This is a genomic window from Streptosporangium sp. NPDC006007 (assembly GCF_040614315.1).
In the GTDB taxonomy this organism is placed as follows: Bacteria; Actinomycetota; Actinomycetes; order Streptosporangiales; family Streptosporangiaceae; genus Streptosporangium.
This window is the reverse complement of record NZ_JBEXUG010000008.1, coordinates 71,182-92,976: the sequence shown is the minus strand read 5'-3', so window position 1 is coordinate 92,976 and position 21,795 is coordinate 71,182. Positions and strand designations below refer to the sequence as shown.

The following is a 21,795-nucleotide window of genomic DNA, read 5'->3' as shown; positions in this document are numbered from 1 at the left end:
ACGTATCGAGCCCCGGGTCGCGAGAGCGCCCGGGGCTTTGATGCGCCGACGTACTTTTAGAGAGGACTGACATGGCGAAGATCCTGTCGTTCGAGGAAGATGCGCGCCGCGCTCTTGAGCGTGGCGTGAACGCCCTCGCCAACGCCGTCAAGGTGACCCTCGGCCCGCGTGGCCGCAACGTGGTCATCGACAAGAAGTTCGGTGCGCCGACCATCACCAACGACGGTGTCACCATCGCCCGTGAGGTCGAGCTGGAGAAGCCGTACGAGAACCTCGGCGCCCAGCTGGCCAAGGAAGTCGCCACCAAGACCAACGACGTCGCCGGTGACGGCACGACCACCGCGACCGTCCTCGCCCAGGCGATGGTCCGCGAGGGTCTGCGCAACGTCGCCGCCGGCGCCCAGCCGCTCTCCCTCAAGCGCGGCATCGACATCGCGGCCAAGGCCGTCAGCGACAGGCTGATCGCGTCGGCCAGGCCGGTCGAGGACAAGAAGGAGATCGCGCACGTCGCGACGATCTCCGCCCAGGACGCCAAGATCGGCGACCTGATCGCCGAGGCGTTCGACAAGGTGGGCAAGGACGGTGTCATCACCGTCGAAGAGTCCAACACCATGGGCCTGGAGCTGGAGTTCACCGAGGGCCTCCAGTTCGACAAGGGCTACCTGTCGCCCTACATGGTGACCGACCAGGAGCGGATGGAGGCGGTTCTTGAGGACCCCTACATCCTGATCCACCAGAGCAAGATCGCCTCCGTCGCGGACTTCCTGCCGCTGCTGGAGAAGGTCGCGCAGAGCAAGAAGGCGCTGCTCGTCATCGCCGAGGACGTCGAGGGCGAGGCCCTCGCGGTCCTGGTCACGAACAAGATCCGTGGCACCTTCACCTCCGTCGCCGTCAAGGCCCCGGGCTTCGGTGACCGCCGCAAGGCCATGCTGCAGGACATCGCCATCCTCACCGGCGGCCAGGTCGTCAGCGAGGAGGTCGGCCTCAAGCTGGAGCACGTCGGCCTCGACGTGCTGGGCACCGCCCGCCGCGTCGTGATCACCAAGGACAGCACCACCGTCGTGGACGGGGCCGGTGACGCGGCGGCGATCGCCGACCGGGTCAAGGAGATCAAGCTCGCCATCGAGCAGTCCGACTCCGACTGGGACCGTGAGAAGCTCCAGGAGCGCCTCGCGAAGCTCTCCGGCGGCGTCTGCGTGCTGAAGGTCGGCGCGGCCACCGAGGTGGAGCTCAAGGAGAAGAAGCACCGCCTTGAGGACGCCATCTCGGCGACCCGCGCCGCGATCGAGGAGGGCATCGTCGCAGGCGGTGGCTCCGCGCTCATCCACGTCTCCACGGCCCTCGACGACCTGGGCCTGTCCGGTGACGAGGCGACCGGGGTCGCCGTGGTCCGCAAGGCGCTCATCGAGCCGGCTCGCTGGATCGCCGAGAACGCCGGTCTTGAGGGCTACGTGGTGACCACCAAGGTCGCCGAGCTCTCCGCGGGCCAGGGTTTCAACGCCGCCACCGGCGAGTACGGCGACCTGGTCGCCCAGGGCGTCATCGACCCGGTCAAGGTCACCCGCTCGGCCGTCCAGAACGCGGCCTCCATCGCCGGCATGCTGCTGACGACCGAGGCCCTCGTGGTGGAGAAGCCCGAGGAGGAGGCCCCGGCCGCCGGCGGTCAGGGTCACGGCCACGGCCACGGTCACTGATCCTCACGGATCCGTACGGCTCGCGTCCCGCAGGGGAGGCGAGCCGTTTGCGTTTTCCGGTAAACCAAAAGGAGCTCCGGGGCGTCGCGTTGTGATGCGCAGAAGATCAATGCATCTTCTAACCAATAGTCGACATATTCAGTAATCCGATGAAATATTTACGCATAGCCAAAGCCTTACTGTGTTCGATTGATTACACCGGGTTATCTCCGCCTCAATGTGACCAATCCGTAGCCGTTCGCTATGACGACACGCCCGACCGGGGCGGGCATTATGCCTAACGTGACCGAGGGATGCGTCGCCGACGCCAAAAATGGGGTAAGGCTTGCGACGAGATCTGAAGGGACCACCCATCGGGATGATCTCAAGGATCTGACGCGCCTCGCCGTTCAGGGGGATCGCACCGCGATCGAATCCTTGATCGCGCAGTTACGGCCAATGGTCGTCCGTTACTGCCGGGCCCGTCTCGGCCGGGTCTCCGGTCAGTATCACATCGCGGACGACGTGGCCCAGGAGGTGTGCATCGCGGTGCTGTCCGCGCTGCCCCGCTATCGCGACATGGGACGGCCGTTCGCGTCCTTCGTCTTCGGTATCGCCTCCCACAAGGTGGCCGACGCGCTGCGCAGCTCCGTGCGCTCCGCCGTACCCACCCAGGACCTCCCCGACGGGCCCGACGAGGGGCCCGGGCCCGAGGAGACCGTGGTGCGCTACATCGAGGCCGAGCACGCCCGCAGGCTGCTCTCCAGGCTCCCGGACAACCAGCGCGAGCTGCTCATGCTCCGGGTGGTGTCGGGACTGTCCGCGGAGGAGACGGGTAATGTACTGGGCATGTCACCAGGCGCGGTTCGCGTTGCCCAGCACAGGGCGCTGGCCCGGCTGCGCGCGATGGCGGAGCTGGAGTCGACGGCTTGACCGCCGAACAGCCGGCCCCGGTCCGGCGGCGTGGGAGCGGAACGCGGGACGGGGCCCGCCGGGCCGGCGGGAGTCCGAGGCGGGCGAGGTCGTGACGACCGTCCACCCACGGCGGCCGGCCCGGAGATACGGCCCGGAGCGGGATCCCGCCGTGGCCGAGGCCGACGCCCTGCTGGACGCGCTCTCCCGCAGGGAGCCCGTCACCTCCCCGGACGCCGCCGTGAGCCTGCTGGCGGCCCTGATCGACGACGTCGATCAGCGGTGCTCCTCGGTGTCGATCACGCCGTCCACGTAGCCCCGGGCGTACTCCCAGGTGACGTAGTCGGTGGGGTTGGGCCGGCAGGCGGGCTCGTGGACCTGGGGCCGGCCGTTCTCGATCATCAGGCGGAGGTTGCCGCGGAGCAGCTCCCAGTCGAAGTAGTGCTGCTCACCACACTCCGGGCAGTCGAGGACCAAGCCCAGCACACCGTGCGGCTCCAGCATGGAACGGAAGACCTCGACGTCGGCGAGGTCGGTCATCGCCTCGTCGCGTTCGGCCGAGGTCAGCGGCTCCGGGGCGCCGGACTCACCCAGCGCGGACGCCGGGTCGTCGGGGTCGTCCGCGAACGGGTCGCGAGGGACGTCGTCGAGCACGATCCCACCTTATGGCCTTGATGTGGCCAACAACCTCTGAACCACCCAAGCGGTCATGATGCGCCCTTAACCTTTTCCCAACCTCGTAACTTTCCCCGGTGTCCTCCATGTTTGCAGCCAGACTCTAAACTGTGATCCGGGGGCCGGCGCCTTCCCCATCCCATGAGAGCGCCGCGGCAGGAGGGGTGCAGATGGCCAGGTTCACCGAGGCGGGACTCACGTTCGACGATGTGCTTCTGGTGCCCGCCTACTCGGACCTGCAGCCGGGTGAGGCGGACACCGGCACGCGGCTGTCTCGGGGGATCACCCTCCGCATCCCGCTCATCTCGGCGGCCATGGACACGGTCACCGAGGCGCGGATGGCGGTGGCGATGGCCCGCCAGGGCGGCATCGGCGTCCTGCACCGCAACCTCTCCATCGAGGACCAGGCCCAGCAGGCCGACCTCGTCAAGCGCTCCGAGGCCGGGATGGTCACCAATCCGGTCACCTGCTCGCCGGACGACTCCCTGGCCGTCGTCGAGCGCCTCTGCGCCACCTACCGGATCTCCGGCGTCCCGGTGACCGACGCGGCCGGCGTCCTCGTCGGCATCGTCACCAACCGCGACATGCGCTTCGAGACCGACCACAGCCGTCCGGTGCGCGAGGTCATGACCCCGATGCCGCTGGTGACCGCGCCGGTCGGGGTCTCCAGGGACGGCGCGTTCGAGCTGCTCAGGAAGAACAAGATCGAGAAGCTCCCGCTGGTCGACGGCGGCGGGCGGCTCCGCGGGCTCATCACGGTCAAGGACTTCACCAAGAGCGAGCAGTACCCCCTCGCCACCAAGGACGCCGACGGCCGGCTCGTCGTGGGGGCGGCCATCGGCGTCGGGGAGGACGCGGAGAAGCGGGCGGCGGCCCTGGTCGAGGCCGGGGTCGACGTGATCGTGGTGGACGTCGCGCACGGCCACTCCAAGGGCCTCGCCGACATGATCGCCAAGATCAAGTCCAACACCCGGGCCGAGGTCGTCGGCGGTAACATCGCCACCCGCGCGGGCGCCCAGATGCTGGTCGACGCCGGGGCCGACGCGGTCAAGGTCGGGGTCGGCCCCGGCTCCATCTGCACCACCCGCGTGGTCGCCGGCGTCGGCGCCCCGCAGGTGACGGCCATCCACCAGGCCTCGCTCGCCGCGGGCCCCGCCGGGGTGCCGGTGATCGGCGACGGCGGCCTCCAGTACTCCGGCGACATCGTCAAGGCCATCGCCGCCGGGGCCGACGCGGTCATGCTGGGGTCGCTCCTGGCGGGCTGCGAGGAGTCCCCCGGTGAGTTGATCTTCATCAACGGCAAGCAGTTCAAGTCCTACCGGGGGATGGGCTCGCTCGGCGCGGTCCGCAACCGCGAGCGCGGCGGCGCCTCCTTCAGCAAGGACCGCTACGCCCAGGCCGACGTCGGCACCGAGGACAGGTTCATCCCCGAGGGCATCGAGGGCCAGGTGCCCTACCGGGGCCCGGTCGCCGCGGTCGCCCACCAGCTCGTCGGCGGCCTGCGCCAGGGCATGTGGTACGCCGGGTGCCGCACGGTCCAGGAGATGCACACCAGGTGCGAGCTCATGCCGATCACCGCGGCCGGTCTCAAGGAGAGTCACCCGCACGACATCCAGATGACGGTCGAGGCCCCGAACTACCACCGTCGGTAGAGTCCTGTCGCGGGGATTGAGGACGAACGGCGCGGGACTCGCGACAGGGCCGGTGCTCCGGCGGGCCACCCCGGTCCGCGATCCTCATCGGTTCATATCAGCTCTATACCGGCCTACACCGGCACGGTACGGCTCGCGTCCGCGTGACGCACGCCGTACACGTATGAATGGGAAAGACAGACATATGACTCAGGTGGAGATCGGACGCGGCAAGAACGGCCGCCGTGCCTACGCGCTCGATGAGATCGGCATCGTCCCGTCCCGGCGCACCCGTGACCCGGAGGAGGTCTCGATCGCCTGGCAGATCGACGCCTACCGGTTCGAGCTGCCCGTCGTGGTGAGCCCGATGGACAGCGTGGTCTCGCCGAAGACCGCGATCGAGGTCGGCAGGCTCGGCGGCCTGGCCGTGCTGGACCTCGAAGGGCTCTGGACCCGCTACGAGGACCCCACGCCGCTGCTGGGCGAGGTGGCCGAGCTCAAGGGGGAGGCCGCCACGAGGCGGCTTCAGGAGATCTACAACGCGCCCATCAGGGAGGAGCTGATCGGCCGCCGCATCGAGGAGATCCGCGCGGCCGGGGTGACCACGGCCGTCCGCCTCTCCCCGCAGCGCACCGTCCAGTATCACAAGGCCGTCATCGACGCGGGTGTGGACATCTTCGTCATCCGCGGCACCACGGTCTCCGCCGAGCACGTCTCAGGACGGGCCGAGCCGCTCAACCTCAAGCAGTTCATCTACGAACTCGACGTCCCGGTGATCGTCGGCGGCTGCGCGACCTACACCGCGGCGCTCCACCTGATGCGGACCGGTGCGGCCGGCGTGCTCGTCGGCTTCGGCGGCGGCGCCTCGCACACCACCCGCACGGTGCTGGGCGTGGTGGTGCCGATGGCCACCGCGATCTCCGACGTGGCCGCGGCCCGCCGCGACTACATGGACGAGTCCGGCGGCCGGTACGTCCACGTCGTCGCCGACGGCGGCATGGGCACCTCCGGTGACATCGCCAAGGCGATCGCCTGCGGCGCCGACGCGGTGATGGTCGGCTCACCGCTGGCCAGGGCGGCCGAGGCCCCCGGCAGGGGGTTCCACTGGGGCTCCGAGGCACAGCACCCCGAGCTGCCCCGGGGCAGGCGGGTCGAGTTCGGCACGATCGGCACCCTGGAGCAGATCCTGCACGGCCCGTCCTCGGTGGCCGACGGCTCCATGAACCTCATGGGCGCGCTCAAGCGCACGATGGCCACCGCGGGATACTCCGACCTGAAGGAGTTCCAGCGGGTCGAGGTCGTCGTCGCCCCGCAGGTCCGCTGAGAGCCCACCTGACCCTTCCCGAGCGCGGTTCTCCCGGCGAAAGTGACGTATGAGGGAAAATCTGTGAACATTCCTCTGTGTCGGATGATCGCGAGCTCCGGATCGCTCTCCGCGAGGGCCCCTTCCACGTCGCGCTCCGTGCCGCGGTGGAGGCGCGGGGCCTGACTCTGGACCGGCTCCGCCACCGTCTGGAGGAGCGCGGGCTACGGGTCGGGATGACGAGCCTGAGCTACTGGCAGCAGGGGTTGCGCCGCCCGGAGCGGCCCGAGTCGTTGCGGGCCGTCCGCGCCCTGGAGGAGATCCTCATCCTGCCGCCGCGCTCGCTGATGGGCCTGCTCGGCCCGCCCCGCCCCCGGGGACGGGCTCACGGCGGCGGGGCCGCGCAGGGCGCCGTGTCCTGCTCCTCGATCCTGGAGCCGTCCCGCGCGCTCTCCGCCCTGCTCCACGATCTCGACGGCACGCCCGACGACCGGCGGCTGCAGGTCGCCGGAATGTACGAGACGCTGCAGATCGGGCCGGACCGCAGCACCGTCCGGCGCGAGACGCTCCAGGTGGTGCGGGCGTACGAGGACGCCGTCGACCGCCACATCATCGTCTACCGGGGCGATCTGGGCTGTGACGTGGAACGGGTGCGCATCCGGGCGCTGGAGGACTGCCGGGTCGGCAGGGTCCGCCGTGACGGGCCCACCGCGCTGGTGGTGGCCGAACTGCTGTTCGACCGGGCGTTGCGGACCGGGGACACCCAGGTGATCCGCTACGAGCTCGCGGATCCGAGCGGTGTGGAGACCACCGAGTACGAGCGGGGTTTCCGCTCCCCGGCCGGTCAGTACACGCTCCGGGTCGGCTTCACCCCCACGACCCTGCCGACCCGCATTCGCCGCTTCGCCCGCCACGAGCACGGTCCGGGCGAACACGACCACGGCGAGCTCACCCTCAACGCCCACCACGCGGTCCACCTGGTGACCGACTCCCTCCAGCCCGGCCTGGTCGGAATCCGCTGGGACTGGCCGTGAGGACGCGCCGCCCGCCGAAGCCGGCGTGACCGGTGAGAACCGGGCCGCGGCGCGGGCGGCGGGGTCAGCGCGGCTCGGTGATCCAGCGTCCGCCCCTCATGACGCCGGAGACCTCCAGATCGTCGGTGAGCACCACCAGGTCGGCCTGTTTGCCGACCGAGACGGAGCCGAGCCGGTCGGCCACGCCGAGCACCCGGGCCGGGGTGAGCGAGGCGATCTCGGCCGCCTCGGTCAGGGACAGGCCGACCTGCCGTACGGCTCGCCGGAACGCCACGTCCATGGTGAGCGTGCTGCCCGCGATGGCGTCCCCGTCGGCCAGCCGGGCGACGCCGCCGACCACGTTCACCTTCATCGGGCCGAGTTCGTAGGCGCCGTCGCCCATGCCGGTCGCCGCCATCGCGTCGGTGATCAGCGCGGTCCTGCCGGGGCCTGCGACGTCGTAGGCCAGGCGCGTCATCGCCGGATGCAGGTGCACGCCGTCGTTGATCAGCTCGACCGTGACGCGCTCGTCCTGCAGCAGCGCGGCCACCGGGCCGGGGGTGCGGTGGTGCAGCGGCGGCATCGTGTTGAAGAGGTGGGTCGCGACGGTGCAGCCGGCCTCGACGCCCTCGACGGTCTGCTCGTAGGTGGCGTCGCTGTGGCCGAAGGCGGCGATCACGTTGTTGGCCGTCGCCTCCCTGATGACGTCCGGGGCGCCGGGCAGCTCGGCGGCGACGGTGAGCATCCGTACATGGCCGCGCCCGGCCTTGAGCAGCTCGGAGAGCTCCCGCGGGGAGGGCTCCCGCAGCAGGGCCGGGTCGTGCGCGCCGCAGCGGGCTCGGGAGATGTAGGGGCCCTCGAAGTGGATCCCGGCCAGCAGGCCGTCGTCACACAGGTCGGCCAGCGCGGACGCGGCCCTGGCCAGATCGTCCAGGGACGCGGTGACCAGGCTGGCCATCAGCGTGGTGGTGCCGTGCCGGGCGTGCAGGGCCGCGACCCGGCTCGCCTCGTCCGGATCGCCGGAGGGAAAGGAGCCGCCCGCCCCGCCGTGGCTGTGAATGTCGACGAACCCCGGCACCACGTAGCGGCCCGTGAGACTGTGCCCCGGCCCGGGGGCCGGACCGCGGCCCACGTGGGTGATCCGGCCGTCTTCGATGGTGAGCCAGCCCTCATGAACACCGTCGGGGGTCACGAGGCGGGCGTCGGCGAGTGTGATGCTCATGGTCCCATCCTCTCCGGTTCCCGGCGCCCCGGCGGTCATGGGCGTGCGCCGGCGGATTCGCGCAGCCGAGGGGTGAGGGCGACCGTCACGGCCAAGGACGCGGACGCCATCAGTGCCATCGCGGTGGCGGGTGAGACGTACTGGGCGACGGATCCGGCGACGGAGGCGCCGACGGCCTGCATGGTCAGCATGCCCGCGGAGTGCAGCCCGAGCGCCTGCCCGCGCATGCCGTCCGGGATCAGCGCGACGAGCCGGTCCTGTAGCAGCAGCCCCGCGCTGAACCCGGCCGAGGCTGTGGCGGCGGCCACCATGGCGACGGGGAAGGGGAGCGGCAGCGCGAACAGCAGGTACGGCGCGGCGAGGAGGAGCCGCAGGGGTGTGATGAGCCCGCCCCGCCGTTCGTGGGGGACGAACCGGCCCATCACCGTGTCGCCCGCGAGCATGCCGAGGGCGCCGGACATGAACAGCACCCCGGCGGCGTCCGGCGCGTAGGGGATGAACAGCGCCTCGCACCCGACGATCAGCCCGTTCGGGATCCACAGAGCGAGGTAGAGGTGGCGCCGGGCAGGAGACGACCACAGCAGGGCGTTGACTCGCCACGTCTCCCGGACGGACGGGCGGCCGGTGGCCCGCGGCGCGCGCCTGGTCAGGCCGGTCCGTATGACGACCGCGGCCAGGAGGTCCAGCCCGGCGCCGATGAGCAGCGTCTCACGGGGGGAGAGGGCGGTGACCAGGACTCCGCCGAGGGCGAATCCGCCGATCTGCATGGCGCCGACGGCCATGTTGAACATCGACCGGCCGAGGACGTACCCCTCGTCCGGGAGGATCTCGCTAAGCAGGCCCCAGCGCACACCGCCGCCCACCGAGCCGGTCAGGCCCAGCGCCATGATCACCGCGAAGAGCCCCCAGATCGGCATCCCCGGTATCGCCATGGCGGCGGTGCCCGCCGCGAAGATCGTCGCGACCGTCGTGAGAAGCGCCCTGGGCGGCAGGCGGTCCGCGAGGGACAGCAGCGCCGTGGCGCCGATCACCTGGGCGAACGAGGACCCGAAGACGCTGAGCGCCGACAGCAGCGGTGACCCGGTGGCGGCGTAGACGAGCGAGCCGAGTGCCAGCCCGCTGACCGTCCCGCCGGCGACCTGCGCCGACACCGCCGCGAAGAGCGGGGTGAACTCGGGGGTGGGGAACAACTCTCCGTAGGTGCGCATGCGGGGAGTCTGCTGGGCTCCGGGCGGAAGGGGTAAAGTTTCGCGTGGAGGCGAAACGTGGGGGTCTGGCGGGTCGGCGCCGACGTGCTGGCGCGGAGTCGTTTCACCGTGTCGCCGTTGGCGGAGACCGTCGCGGCGCTCCTCGCCCTGCACCGGGGGAGGCCGGTCTCCGGCCGTGAGCCGTGGCTGCGCGCCCACATCCCGGCCTACCGTGACCGTCTGGCCGCGAACCCCGTCGAGGCGCTGTTCGTCCAGGCGGCACTACGCCCAAACTGGCTGGCCGACTTCGTGACCATGCCGCCGCTGGAGAGCGATCGGACGTTCCACGACGAGCTGTCGCGGGTCCGGGAGACACCCGCCGAGGTGGCCGTCGGCGACCTCGCGGCCGGGCTCGGCGGGCCGGTCCCGGCGGAGCTGCGTGTGCCCGACCTCCCCGGCCGCGCCGCCGGCCTGCTCGAATGGATCTGGACCCACACGGTCAGGCCGGAGTGGGGGCGTCTGAGCCGCGTGTTCGAGGCCGACGTCGTCGCACGGACCCAGAGACTGAGCTCAGGCGGCTGGGCCGCCGCGCTGAGCGGCATGCGGCCGGGCATGCGATGGCTGGGCGACGGACGGCTCCGGATCAACGCCTACGACAACCCGCCGCGTGACATCGCCGCCGACGCCCGGCTGCTGTTCATCCCGGCCACCACGAACGGAGGCTGGGTCGGCTGGGATCCCCCGCGGCGGTACGCGGTGGTCTATCCGTGTACCGGACTCCTGGCCGACCCGCCGGGCGGCGCACCCCCGGAGGCGTTGCGCAGGCTGCTCGGCCCGGTGCGCGCCGGCATCCTCACTCGCCTGGCGGAGCCCAAGAGCACGACCCAGCTTGTCGCGCTGACCGGTCACGGCCTGGGGTCGGTGGGCGGCCACCTCAGGGTCCTGCTGGACGCGGAGCTCGTACGGCGCCGCCGATCGGGGCGATCCGTGCTCTACTACCGCACCCCCCTCGGCGACCACCTCGCCGACCCCCGGCTCAACCGGGACGCCCCGAGCGGGTGACCCCGCATCCCGCATGAGGGACATCCGCAGATATATCCCTCTGAATACTGGTTGGATGATCCACGGCCGGGTGCGAGTGCCGAGCGGGAGAAGTGGGCCGGAGGCCGGGGAGACCGCCCGGTGTCCGGGTGACCGACGGGCCGGATCCCAGCCGGGGTTCGTTACCGGTCAGTAGTAACGGCGGGGCTGAGCGGGTAGATATCCGATGCAAGCCGACGAACCCGTACCCCAGGGGGATGCATCATGACGGCGCGAATGGGCACGGCGCGGCTCGGCCCCGCCGAGCGGGCCGCGGCGCTGACGCGGATGAACGCTCAGGAGCTCGACGTGGTGGTGATCGGCGGCGGTGTCGTCGGCGCCGGCGTCGCGCTCGACGCGGCGACCCGGGGGCTGAGCACCGGGCTGTTCGAGGCGCGCGACTTCGCCTCGGGCACCTCGTCCAGATCGTCCAAGCTGATCCACGGCGGCCTCCGCTACCTGGAACAGCTCAACTTCGACCTGGTCAGGGAGGCGCTCCAGGAGCGGGCACTGCTGCTGCAGCGAATCGCCCCCCACCTGGTCCGGCCGGTGCCGTTCCTGTTCCCGCTCACCCACCTGGGCTGGGAGCGGCCGTACGTCGGGGCCGGTCTGATGATGTACGACTCGCTGGGCTTCTCCTTCGGGTTCACCCGCGGTGTGCCCGGACACCGGCATCTGTCGCGGGGCAGGGCGCTACGGCTCGCGCCCGCGCTGCGGCGGACCGCGTTCTCCGGCGCGGTGCAGTACTGGGACGCCCAGGTGGACGACGCCCGCTACGTGATGACCATGCTGCGGACCGCCTCCGCGTACGGCGCTCACGTGGCCTCGCGCGCCCGGGTGGTGGGCTTCCTGCGGGAGGGGGAACGGGTCACCGGGGTCCGGGTGCGCGACCTGGAGGGCGGGGCCGAGCTGGATGTGCGGGCCCGTCAGGTGGTCAACGCCACCGGCGTGTGGACCGACGACATCCAGGAGATGGTCGGGGGACGCGGGCAGATCCACGTCCGCGCGTCCAAGGGCGTCCACCTGGTCGTCCCGCGAGACAGGATCCACGCGCTCACCGGGATCATCCTGCGTACCGAGAAGTCGGTGCTCTTCGTGATCCCCTGGGGCCGGCACTGGATCATCGGGACCACCGACACCCGCTGGGACCTGGATCGGGCGCACCCGGCGGCCTCCCGCTCCGACATCGACTACGTGCTCGAACACGTCAACGAGGTGCTCTCGGTGCCGCTCACCCGCGACGACGTCGAGGGCGTCTACGCCGGGTTGCGGCCGTTGCTGTCCGGGGAGTCGGAGGAGACGTCCAAGCTCTCCCGCGAGCACGTGGTGGCCCATCCGGTGCCGGGGCTGGTCATGGTCGCCGGGGGGAAGTACACGACCTACCGGGTCATGGCGCGGGACGCGGTGGACGCGGTGGCGCACGGGCTCGACCAGCGGGTCCCGCGGTCGTGCACGGACCGGATCCCGCTGGCCGGGGCCGAGGGCCACCAGGCGCTCTGGAACTCCCGGCATCGGCTGGCCCGGCTGTCCGGGCTCCACGTGGCCCGGATCGAGCACCTGCTGCAACGGTACGGCTCGCTGATCGACGAGGTCCTCGCGCTGATCGAGGAGAACCCGTCTCTGGCGCTCCCGCTGACCGGGGCGGACGACTACCTCCGGGCGGAGGTCGTCTACGCGGCCACCCACGAGGGCGCCCGGCATCTGAACGACGTGCTCGCCCGGCGCACGCACATCTCGATCGAGACCTTCCACCGGGGGCTGGGAGTGGTCGAGGAGGTCGCCGAGCTGCTCGCCGGGCCGCTGGAGTGGGACGCCGAGCAGATCAAGCGCGAGATGGAGTACTACACCAAGCGCGTCGAGGCCGAGAGACTCTCCCAGGAGCAGGACACCGACCATGAGGCCGACGCCATCCGCCTCGGCGCTCCCGAGATCGTCCCCGTCGACGGCCCCGAGACGGACCACATGTAGGTCCGGGACGGGAAAGCGGACTTCAACCGGCAACCGTGTTTTCGGTGTTCATCGCCAAATATCGGTATTCGGGAGATTTTAGGGGCCCTCCGCCGTCGCTTTTCCGGTGCGCAAGCGCTTGGACCGGGCTTCGCAAAGCCGGGACCAAGTCCGGACGGCCGGCTGAGGGCGGCCCCTACGTTGTTCCACAACGTTGCCCGTTGAATGGCCGGTGGACGCGGAGTCGCGATCCATGCGGGTAATTCCCCCGGAGGCCCGGATGCGCATGCCGTCGATGAGATATCCCAGTCGTTCCGCCGGGGCGGCGGCCGGCCTGGCGCTTTCCGCGTCGGCGCTGGCCTACGGTGCCGGTGGTGTCGACGGCCGTCTGCCGTCGGCGCTGTCCACCGGATTCGTGGTGCTGGCCGCCGTGCCGGCGCTCGCCGCCCTGCGCTCGCTCCAGCGCGGGGCCCGCCGCGACACCGAGAGGATCAAGGTGGTGGGCGGGTCGCTGGTCCGGCTGGAACGCAAGGCCGCCCCGCTGGAGCGCAGACTCGGCGCGCTGGAGCGGAGGATCGGCGCGCTGGAGGTCGCGGGCGGGGCGCGGCACGCCGAATCCCTCGGCGCCGTCGCCGGGTCACGCGAACTGATGGAGCGCGAGTTCGCCCGGGTGAGGGGGGAGTGCCGCTCCCTGGACCGGGAGCTCCGCCGCTCCTACACCCAGATGGAGGCGTTCGCCGACCTGCGGGCGCTCATCAGCCCCCGCGCCCCGCTTCCCCCGCTCAGGGGCTGGGCGGCCTCCCCCGACGTGCTGCGGATGATGGTCGGATGGGTCCTGCGGGCCAGGCCGAAGACGATCGTCGAATGCGGCAGCGGGTCCTCCAGTGTGTGGATGGGCTACGTCGCCGAGCAGGTCGGGGCGACGGTCGTCGCCCTTGAGCACGACCCGCGCTACGCGGAGGCCAGCCGCGACCTGGTGCGCGCCCACGGCCTCTCCGCCGTGGTCGAGGTCCGCGACGCCCCCCTTGAGCTGTGGGAGAGCGGAGCCGAGACCTACCGGTGGTATTCGTCACAGGCCCTGGAGGGCCTCGCGGACATCGGGCTCGTCTTCGTCGACGGGCCACCCGGCGACACGGGGCCCGCCGCACGCTACCCCGCCCTTCCGCTCCTGCTGCCCCGCTGCTCCGAGCAGGTCGCCGTCTTCCTGGACGACGCGGCGAGGGAGGGCGACCGGGCGGTGAGCGACCTGTGGGCCGCCAGGTTCCCCGAGGTCGTCCGCACCGCCTACGCCGCGGAGAAGGGCCTGGACGTGTTCGTCAGGAGCCGGGTGTGAACCGTGAACCGCGGGCGTCCCCGCCCGCTCTCGGCTGCCACATCGGGTTCGAGGGGGACGCGGAACCGCCGGCGGCCCCGGGTGAGGCGGACGGTGTCTCCTGGGTGGACCTGGACGCGCTCCCCGCCGGCCACCTGGGCGCCTCGGAGGAGTTGGAGGACTTCTTCCTGCTGGCCAGGACGCCCGCCGACCTGAGGCGTGCGGTGCCGTACGGGAACATGCTTCCCTGGGCAGGCAGGCTGACCGTGATGATCATGGAGTCTCCGCCGTGGCGCCTGGCACCCGTGCCGGTCGTGGACGGCGCCAGGTTCTGGCGCACCCTGCTCGACGTCCGCGTCCGCCGAGGGGAGGGGCGGGGACGCCGCTCCGGTCACCCGGCCCGCCCCCTCTGGCGGGTCGAGGTGAGCTTCTCCAAGCCCGCGCCGGCCGGGGGTGTCCTGCGGGCCCTCTGCCGGGGCCTGGACGGCCCGGGGCGGGAGCCCCTGCACACGCCGGTGGTCTCCCTGGTGGGGGCGGGGTCCGGCCGGTGGCGGCCGGGGGATCCCAACGTCACACCGGCTCCGCTGTCGGGGCCCGTCCCGCGGCGGCGCGACGCGCCCGGGTGCGACCTCGTGCTCCGTACGGCGGGCGGCGACGCGCCCGAGGGGCAGGCGCCCGCCGTACCCCTGGTCGACCGGCCGGACCCCGCCACCGGCGGGGAACCGCCGCCCGCCGGTGGCGGGGAGCAGGCGCCTGCGACCGGCTGGGGGCGGGTGCCGGCCATCGGCCCGGATCTCTCACCCCGGCGTCTCCCACCTGAGCGTCTCTCACCCGAGTGCCTCGCGCCGATCGACGAGCGGTCGGTCTGTCCCATCGGGTTCGTCCCGGCCGACGACGGCCCCCTGGCGGAGCTGGTGGAGCTGGCCGGGGCCCACGCGGTGGTGCGGGGGGACGACGTCGTGGTGCGCGTCCCGCCGTCCGGCTCCCTCACGGACGTGGACGTCGCCCGGCTGCGCGGCCTCGCCGGTGTCGCGGTGGATCTCCACGGGGGCCGGCCCGTCTCCTTCGGGGTGGCCCGTGCCGTCTGCGGCCTCGCCGCGGCCGGGGTGCCCGTGATCGCCGAGCCCGGCGGGGAGTGGCGCGACCTGCTGGGCGCCGAGCTGGCGGGGCTGCTGGACGGGTTCGACGCGGGGCGGCTGTCCGACGCGCTCGCCCGCGAGTGGTTCAGCATCCGGCTCCGGCGGTGCGCGCTGGCCCGGCACGGGGTCGCGGGCAGGTGGGGCAGGCTCGCCGCCGCCCACGGTCTCCGGACGCCCGCCCCGCCGTCGGTCTCGGTGCTGCTCTGCACGCGGCGGCCCGACATGGTGGGGTTCGCCCTGGAGCAGGTGGGCCGGCAGCGGGGGCCGGAGGTGGAGGTGATCCTGACGCTGCACGGGTTCTCCGCCGACCGGCCGGACGCGGCGTCGGCCGTGTCCGCCTACAAGGGGACGATCACCGTGGTCGAGGCGGACACCGGCCTGGTGTTCGGAGCCGCGCTCAACCAGGCCGCGGCACGCGCCTCGGGGGCCTACCTGACGAAGATGGACGACGACGACTGGTACGGCCCCGACCACCTGTCCGACCTGCTGCTCGCCCGGCGCTACTCCTCCGCCGACCTCGTGGGGTCCGCGCCGGAGTTCGTCCACCTGGAACGGATCGGGGTCACCGTACGCCGTCACCTGGCCACCGAGACCTACACCGGTGTCGTGGCCGGCGGCACCATGCTGATGTCCCGCGCGGTGTTCGACGACGCCGGAGGGTTCCGCCCGATCCCGCGCACCGTGGACGGCCAGCTGCTGGAGTCGGTCACCGCCGCGGGCGGCAGGATCTACCGCACCCACGGCCTCAACTACATCCTCCGGCGCCGGGAGGCCGCGGGGCACACGTGGCAGGAGCCCATCACCGGCTTTCTCCGGTCGTTCCGGCGGCAGTGGAGAGGGCTGCACGCGAACCCGCTGATGGAGATGGAAGGACTCTCCCCGGACGGGGAGTACGGCCAGGCCCGGTAAGCAGCTCAGCGAACAGGTGAAGGGTATCGATGTTGAACACGCCGACCGGACGCGTCGATCCGGTAAGAGCACCCCAGCCGCTGATCCGGCTCAACGACTACGGCCGGGTGACCCCTCAGGAACTGGGCGCGTGGACCCCCGGCCGGACCGTGAGCGTCGTCGTCCCCGCGTTCCGGTCCCGGACCCTTCCGCTGACCCTGGCGAGTCTGGCCGCGCAGAGCTACCCGGCCCATCTGCTCGAAGTGATCGTCGTCGACGACGGCGGCGAGTTCCCGCTGCGGCTCCCCGAGATCGTTCCGGAGCGCACCCGGGTGGTCCCCAGCCGTCCAGGGGGCTGGGGACGCGCCTGGGCCTGCCAGTCGGGTGCCGACGTGGCGGAGGGCGAGGTGATCCACTGGCTGGACGCCGACATGATCGTATTTCGTGAGCAGGTGGAGGCGCAGATGCGCTGGCACCACCTGGCCGACTACTTCACCGTGCTGGGCCGGTTCAAGATGGTCTCGGCCTGGGACGCGGGCCTGAGCCCCGCCGAGGTGCACGCCGAGGTGCGCGCGGGCACGGCGGAGCGGCTCTTCGGCGCCGGGGAGAACGTCACCGACACCTGGAGCAGCGAGTACATAGAGCGGACCAGGGGCCTGCGCGACGCCGGGCTCGACGGCTTCAAGGTCCACGTGGGCGCGAGCGCCTCCCTGCCGGCGGCGCTGCTGAGAAGCGCCGGGGGGATGGACACCTCCCTGGTGCTCGCCGAGGACACCGAGCTGGGATACCGCCTGGCGCAGGCGGGCGCGGTCTTCGTGGCCGACGGGGAGTCCCTGAGCCGGCACCTGGGGGCGTCCACGGTGATGCGCAGGGAGCGAGAGGTCAAGCGGCACAACTGGGTCTTCCTCGCCAACCGGGTGCCGAGCTACCGCTGGCTGCGCAGACCTGCCGCCCGGCTGTGGGAGGTGCCGTTCGTCGAGGTCGTGGTGACCGTCGGGGACGCCTCCTACGAGCGGGTCCGCGCCACGGTCGACGGGTTTCTGGCCGGATCGACGGCGGACATCGGCGTCACCGTGGTGGGACCGTGGTCGGCCATCCCCGGCGGACGCCGGGCCCCGCTGGACGAGCCCGCCGTCGACCTGCGGCTCGTCCACGAGCTCTACGCGCACGACGGCCGGGTCCGCCTGGCGGAGAGCGTGGGCGAGACGCCCTTTCCCACCCCCTTCCGGTTCGTGTGCCCGCCGGGCTGGGTGCCCAGGCCCGACTGTCTGCACCGGCTCATCCGGCTGGCCGACTCCGAGGGGTACGGCCTGGTCTCGCTGGCGCTGGCCGAGGACGACGGAGTGGTCGCGGCCCGGCTCGAACGGACCGCCGCGTTCCACCGGGCCCGGATGATCCGGGAGGAACGCCACCTGGAGGACGTGGTGGAGGCCACCTTCGGCACGCAGTGGCTGGATGGGGAGACGTGGGGTCTGCCGGCGATGGAGAAGGCGGAGGAGCCGGCCCGGCCCGCCGACGCGGCGGCGCGGTGGCGCAGGAAGGCGCTGCGCTGGAGGCGCAGGGTGAGGCGGCTGCGGGGCCGGCTCGACCGTACGCCGATGCGCCGCCTGAGGCGGATGCTCGGCAGGGGACTCTCCCTCGCCGGGGTGCCTCGGAGACGGCGTCCGTCCACGCGCGGCGGAAGCCGTTCCGGATGACGCCGCGCCCGGCGGTGACGCCGCGCCTGACGGTGCTCGGGACCGGATATCTGGGGACGACGACGTCGGCGTGCCTGGCGGAGCTGGGCTCGGAGGTCCTCGGCGTCGACGTGGACGCGGAGAAGGTCGCCCGCCTGCGGGCCGGGGATCCGCCGATCTACGAGCCCGGCCTGCGGGAGATGCTCCGCCACGGCCCTGGACGTCCTGGCGGGCGCGGACGCGGTGCTGCTGCTGACCGAATGGCGGGAGTTCGCCGACCTCGACCCGGTGAAGGCGCGGGAGCTGGTCGCCCACCCGGTCGTCGTCGACGGCCGCGACGCCCTCGACGCCGAGATCTGGCGTGCCGCGGGCTGGCGGTACCACGCCCTCGGCCGCCCCTTCCACCCTCCCGGTCCACGGACCGCTTCAGCCGGCTCCAGCCATGGGGGTTGACACCTTGCCCAGACTGAGTGTGATCGTTCCGATCTACGACGTGGAGCCGTATCTCGCGGCCTGCCTGGAATCCCTCGCCTGCCAGACGTGGCAGGACGTCGAGGTCGTCATGGTGGACGACGGCTCGCCGGACGCCGCCGCGGAGATCGCCGAGGGGTTCGCCCGGCGGGACGGGCGGTTCAGGCTGTTCCGGCAGGCCAACGCCGGGCTCGGCGCGGCCAGGAACACCGGCCTGCGGGCCGCCTCGGGGGAGTACCTCGCCTTCGTCGACAGCGACGACATGCTCCCGCCGCACGCGCTGGAGACCATGCTGGCCACGCTGGAGGAGACCGGATCCGACCTCGTCACGGGGAATGTGCACCGGTTCAACGGCCGGGGCGCGTGGCAGTCGCCGATGCACCGGGAGGCGTTCGCCGAGCGGGTGCCGCGGACACACGTCACCCGCCGGGAGTCCCTGCTGATGGACCGCCTGGTCACCAACAAGCTGTGGCGCCGGTCGTTCTGGGAGAGGCACGGGTTTCGATTCCCCGAGGGGGTGCTCTACGAGGACACCTCGGTCGCCCTGCCGGCCCACTTCCTCGCCGACGCCGCCGACGTGCTCACCTGCCCGATATACCTGTGGCGGGAGCGTGACGGGGACAGCCTGTCGATCACCCAGGACCGCACGAACGTCAAGGGCATCGAGGATCGCTTCGCGTCGGTGACGGCGGTCCGCCGCTTCCTGCTCGGCAACGGCCGTGCCGCCCACGTGTCCGCGTGGGACCGGACCGTGCTCGACGGTGACCTGCCGGTCTTCGTCCAGGCGCTGGAGAGGGCCGATGAGGCGTTCCGGGAGCGCTTTCTCGACCTCGCGGGCGACTATCTCGACGCCGTCGACCCCCGGGTGCTCGCCCGGCTCCCGGCGCCCAGGAGGGCGAGGTGGCGGCTGGTTCGGGAGCGCCGCCTGCCCGAGCTGCTGGAGTTTTTGGAGTGGGAGCGCACGGTTCAGCCGGACGCCCGGGTTGTCCGGCGACTGCGCCGCCACCACCTCGCCTGTCCCGTGGCGCTCCCGTCCCGGGTCACCCGGCTCCGCGAGGAGCTGGAGCTGCGCCAGCGGATCGACGACGTCCGCTGGGACGGCGGCAGGCTCAGCGTGGAGGGCCGGGCGACGCTGAGATACCTGAGCCCCGGTGAGCGCAGGCACCAGCGGGTGTTCGCCTGGTTCGTGCGCGAGGACACCGGCCGCAGGATCAGGGTCCCGGTCACCGTCTTCCGGACCGTCTCCATGCTGTCGCGCGAGTCGGAGGACTGGTGCGGGTTCCGGTTCGCCGTCGACCCCCGCAGGCTGGGCGGTGACGCGGCGACCTGGCACGTGGAGCTCTGGGTCCTGCACCGGGGCATGCTCCGGCGTGAGCGGCTGAGGCGGCCGGATCCGGCGTCGGCCGGGCGGCTGGGGTATCACGAGCCGGAGCCTCGGGTGAGGGTCTGGCCGTACTGGGCGGAGTCGGGGGAGTTCCGCGTCCGGGTGGAGCGGGAGCGCGCGCGGGCCACGGAGTGCGCGCTGGACGGCGACCGGCTGCTGCTCTCCGGCCCGGTCCTCGAAGATCTCGGGCCGGACCCCGTCCTGGTCGTGTCACGCGCCGGGGGCGGGTTCCCCCACCGCTGTCCGGTCACCGTGTCGGACGGGACCTTCCGGGCCGTGGTCGCCCTGGGGGAGCTGCTCTCCTCCCGGCTGCCCGCGCTGCCGGCGTCGAGTCCGGAGGCCGGGACACTCGACACGACGGCCGAGTGGCGGCTGGAGGTGGAGGGCGCGGGACCGGTGGCGGCCGGGGTCGAGTGCCGCCACGTGTACGCCGGCCGGGACCTGACCGCGGGCGCCTCCCCCTCGGGGGCCCTCGTGCTGCGCGAGCACGCGGCGGCCTTCCACGTGGACCACGCCGGATGGACCTCCGGAGGCGATCTGGAGCTGGCCGGGACCGCGGCCGGTCACGATCTGGAGCCGGCCGGGACCGCGGCCGGTCATGATCTGGAGCCGGCCGGGGGCGCCGCCGGTCACGGGCCCGCGCACCTGGTGGTGACCTCGCGCAACCGGTTCGACGAGCACCTGTTCCCGCTGCGCCTGTCCGCCGACGGGCGCTTCACGGTCACGGTGACCCCGCGGGAGGTCGGCTCGCTCGCCGGACGGCTGCCCCTGCCCTCGGGCGCCTACGATCTGGCCGTACGGTCCGGCGACCGAGGGCGCCGGTTGGTGTGCGGCCTGGACGCGCCGGTGCGGCACGAGTCCGCGCACCGCGGGTTCGTCTTCGAGGGCGACCAGGACGGCGTGCCCGTGCTCACCGTCGGCGGCGACCTGAGGGGGGAGGCGCAGGACGCCAAGACGCGGCGGATGCTGCGCGACCGGCTCTACCCCCGGCTGCGGGCGGGGGAGCCGCTCCGCGAGGCCGTCTTCTTCGACAGTCACGGAGGCAGGCGGTTCTCGGACAACCCCCGGGCGATCTACGAGGAGCTGCGGCGGAGCGGGGCCGACCTGGAGTTCCTGTGGAACGTCAGGGACGATCAGGTGGCGCTGCCCGAGGGGCCGCGGGGGGTCGTCCCGGTCAGGACGTCCGGGCGGGAGCACTTCGAGGCGCTGGCGACCTGCCGGTACGTCGTCACCAACACCGCGCTGCCGAAGTGGTTCCGGCGCAGGGAGGGCCAGGTGGTCGTGCAGACCTGGCACGGGGCGCCGATCAAACGTGTCGGCTTCGACATCGACCGGGGGCCGCTCGCCGAGGCCGCCCACCGGGAGCGGCTGGCCGTGGAGGTCGGTCAGTGGAGCCATCTGGTGTCGCCGAGCCCGTGGTGCACGCCGATCCTGCGGGCCGCCTTCCGGTTCGAGGGGGAGATCCTGGAGACGGGATATCCGCGCAACGACACGCTCGTCGGCCCGGAGCCGGAGGCGGTGGCGGAGATCCGCGGGCGCCTCGGGCTTCCCCAGGGGAGAAAGGTCGTCCTGTACGCGCCGACCTGGCGTGACGACAGGTATCACGGCAGGGGCCGCTCCAGGTTCGACCTCCGCTTCGACCCGCACAGGATGTGGTCGAAACTCGGCGCGGACCACGTGGTCATGGTGCGCAGGCACCCGAACACCTTCGACCGGGTTCCCCGGGCGGGCAGGGACTTCGTCGTCGACGTCTCCGCCTATCCCGACATCCGGGATCTCTACCTGGTCGCGGACGTGCTGGTCACGGACTACTCCTCGGCGATGGCCGACTTCGCGGTCACCGGGCGGCCGATCCTGCTCCACACCTACGACCTGGAGCACTACCGGGACGAGGTGCGCGGTCTCTCCTTCGACCTGGAGGCCGAGGCCCCCGGGCCGCTGCTGCGCACGACCGGTGAGGTGGCCGAGGCGGTCCGCGACCTCGACCGGGTGGCGGCGGAGTACGCCGGACGCCACCGCGACTTCGTGGCGAGGTTCTGCCCGCTGGACGACGGCGGGGCGGCCGCCCGGGTCGTCGACCGGATCTTCCACGGACGACCGGCGGCTGAGACCTCGGTGCCCCGGGGGGCCGAGGGAGACCCCCAAGGGGCGGGGCGCCCCGGAGGCTCCGGGAACATGGGCGTTCCCCGGCAGTCGCGGCAAATCGTGCGCGACCACTTGAAGTGACCGTCCCGGCGATCGGGTACGGCTCCCGCCGCGCGGGCGGAGGCCGTACCCGATCG

Annotated in this window: 16 protein-coding genes and 1 pseudogene; 14 read left to right on the top strand and 3 right to left on the bottom strand. The window is 72.2% G+C overall.

Annotated elements, in window-relative coordinates; translation table 11 throughout:
* The first annotated feature begins 71 nt into the window (after nt 1-71).
* The 3 genes from groL (at nt 72) to ABZ194_RS09230 (ending at nt 2,901) form a co-directional block, all read left to right on the top strand.
* On the top strand, nt 72-1,694 hold the full coding sequence (gene groL, locus ABZ194_RS09240; protein ID WP_355594090.1) for a chaperonin GroEL: 1,623 nt from the start codon (nt 72-74) through the stop codon (nt 1,692-1,694).
* A 273-nt stretch (nt 1,695-1,967) separates the two neighbouring features.
* Nucleotides 1,968-2,606, top strand: coding sequence for a sigma-70 family RNA polymerase sigma factor (locus ABZ194_RS09235; RefSeq protein WP_355594088.1), 639 nt, complete (start codon nt 1,968-1,970; stop codon nt 2,604-2,606).
* Nucleotides 2,607-2,697: 91 nt separating this feature from the next.
* Nucleotides 2,698-2,901, top strand: a complete 204-nt coding sequence (locus ABZ194_RS09230) for a hypothetical protein (protein ID WP_355594086.1) — start codon at nt 2,698-2,700, stop codon at nt 2,899-2,901.
* On the opposite strand, the gene ABZ194_RS09225 is transcribed toward ABZ194_RS09230, so the two are convergent.
* Nucleotides 2,862-3,239, bottom strand: a complete 378-nt coding sequence (locus ABZ194_RS09225) for a DUF5319 family protein (RefSeq protein ID WP_355594084.1) — start codon at nt 3,237-3,239, stop codon at nt 2,862-2,864. The genes ABZ194_RS09230 and ABZ194_RS09225 overlap by 40 nt on opposite strands.
* A gap of 191 nt (nt 3,240-3,430) precedes the next feature.
* Between ABZ194_RS09225 and guaB the strand changes: the two genes are divergently transcribed.
* The 3 genes from guaB to ABZ194_RS09210 all read left to right on the top strand — a co-directional run bounded on the left by guaB (nt 3,431) and on the right by ABZ194_RS09210 (nt 7,228).
* The gene (guaB, locus tag ABZ194_RS09220) at nt 3,431-4,912 is read left to right on the top strand and encodes an IMP dehydrogenase (protein ID WP_355594082.1); all 1,482 of its coding nucleotides are present in this window, start codon (nt 3,431-3,433) and stop codon (nt 4,910-4,912) included.
* 184 nt (nt 4,913-5,096) lie between these two features.
* The gene (locus tag ABZ194_RS09215; protein ID WP_355594080.1) at nt 5,097-6,215 is read left to right on the top strand and encodes a GuaB3 family IMP dehydrogenase-related protein; all 1,119 of its coding nucleotides are present in this window, start codon (nt 5,097-5,099) and stop codon (nt 6,213-6,215) included.
* Nucleotides 6,216-6,292: 77 nt separating this feature from the next.
* Nucleotides 6,293-7,228: a hypothetical protein gene (locus ABZ194_RS09210; RefSeq protein ID WP_355594078.1), complete on the top strand. Its 936-nt coding sequence runs from the start codon at nt 6,293-6,295 to the stop codon at nt 7,226-7,228.
* Nucleotides 7,229-7,292: 64 nt separating this feature from the next.
* On the opposite strand, the gene nagA is transcribed toward ABZ194_RS09210, so the two are convergent.
* Together nagA and ABZ194_RS09200 are read right to left on the bottom strand one after the other, a co-directional pair.
* Complete coding sequence (gene nagA, locus ABZ194_RS09205; protein WP_355594076.1) at nt 7,293-8,429, bottom strand: N-acetylglucosamine-6-phosphate deacetylase; 1,137 nt, start codon at nt 8,427-8,429, stop codon at nt 7,293-7,295.
* A gap of 35 nt (nt 8,430-8,464) precedes the next feature.
* Nucleotides 8,465-9,637 (bottom strand): MFS transporter, encoded by a 1,173-nt coding sequence (locus ABZ194_RS09200; protein ID WP_355594074.1) that lies wholly within the window; start codon nt 9,635-9,637, stop codon nt 8,465-8,467.
* 57 nt (nt 9,638-9,694) lie between these two features.
* On the opposite strand from ABZ194_RS09200, the gene ABZ194_RS09195 reads away from it, so the two are divergent.
* From ABZ194_RS09195 to ABZ194_RS09160, 8 genes and pseudogenes are all read left to right on the top strand, one after another.
* Nucleotides 9,695-10,678, top strand: coding sequence for a transcriptional regulator (locus ABZ194_RS09195; RefSeq protein WP_355594072.1), 984 nt, complete (start codon nt 9,695-9,697; stop codon nt 10,676-10,678).
* 243 nt (nt 10,679-10,921) lie between these two features.
* Nucleotides 10,922-12,664: a glycerol-3-phosphate dehydrogenase/oxidase gene (locus ABZ194_RS09190; RefSeq protein ID WP_355594070.1), complete on the top strand. Its 1,743-nt coding sequence runs from the start codon at nt 10,922-10,924 to the stop codon at nt 12,662-12,664.
* A gap of 274 nt (nt 12,665-12,938) precedes the next feature.
* The gene (locus ABZ194_RS09185; protein WP_355594068.1) at nt 12,939-13,976 is read left to right on the top strand and encodes a class I SAM-dependent methyltransferase; all 1,038 of its coding nucleotides are present in this window, start codon (nt 12,939-12,941) and stop codon (nt 13,974-13,976) included.
* Nucleotides 13,973-16,003, top strand: a complete 2,031-nt coding sequence (locus tag ABZ194_RS09180; protein WP_355594066.1) for a glycosyltransferase — start codon at nt 13,973-13,975, stop codon at nt 16,001-16,003. The genes ABZ194_RS09185 and ABZ194_RS09180 overlap by 4 nt, the downstream gene beginning before the upstream one ends.
* Before the next feature lie 29 nt (nt 16,004-16,032).
* Nucleotides 16,033-17,679: a glycosyltransferase gene (locus tag ABZ194_RS09175; RefSeq protein WP_355594064.1), complete on the top strand. Its 1,647-nt coding sequence runs from the start codon at nt 16,033-16,035 to the stop codon at nt 17,677-17,679.
* A pseudogene (locus ABZ194_RS09170) lies at nt 17,676-17,864 on the top strand (UDP-glucose 6-dehydrogenase); the annotation flags it as partial. The gene ABZ194_RS09175 and the pseudogene ABZ194_RS09170, both read left to right, overlap by 4 nt.
* 37 nt (nt 17,865-17,901) lie before the next feature.
* Nucleotides 17,902-18,111 (top strand): hypothetical protein, encoded by a 210-nt coding sequence (locus ABZ194_RS09165; protein WP_355594062.1) that lies wholly within the window; start codon nt 17,902-17,904, stop codon nt 18,109-18,111.
* 19 nt (nt 18,112-18,130) lie between these two features.
* Nucleotides 18,131-21,739 carry a CDP-glycerol glycerophosphotransferase family protein gene (locus ABZ194_RS09160; protein WP_355594060.1) on the top strand — a complete coding sequence of 1,203 codons (3,609 nt, stop codon included), beginning with the start codon at nt 18,131-18,133 and terminating at the stop codon, nt 21,737-21,739.
* The last annotated feature ends 56 nt before the right edge of the window (nt 21,740-21,795 follow it).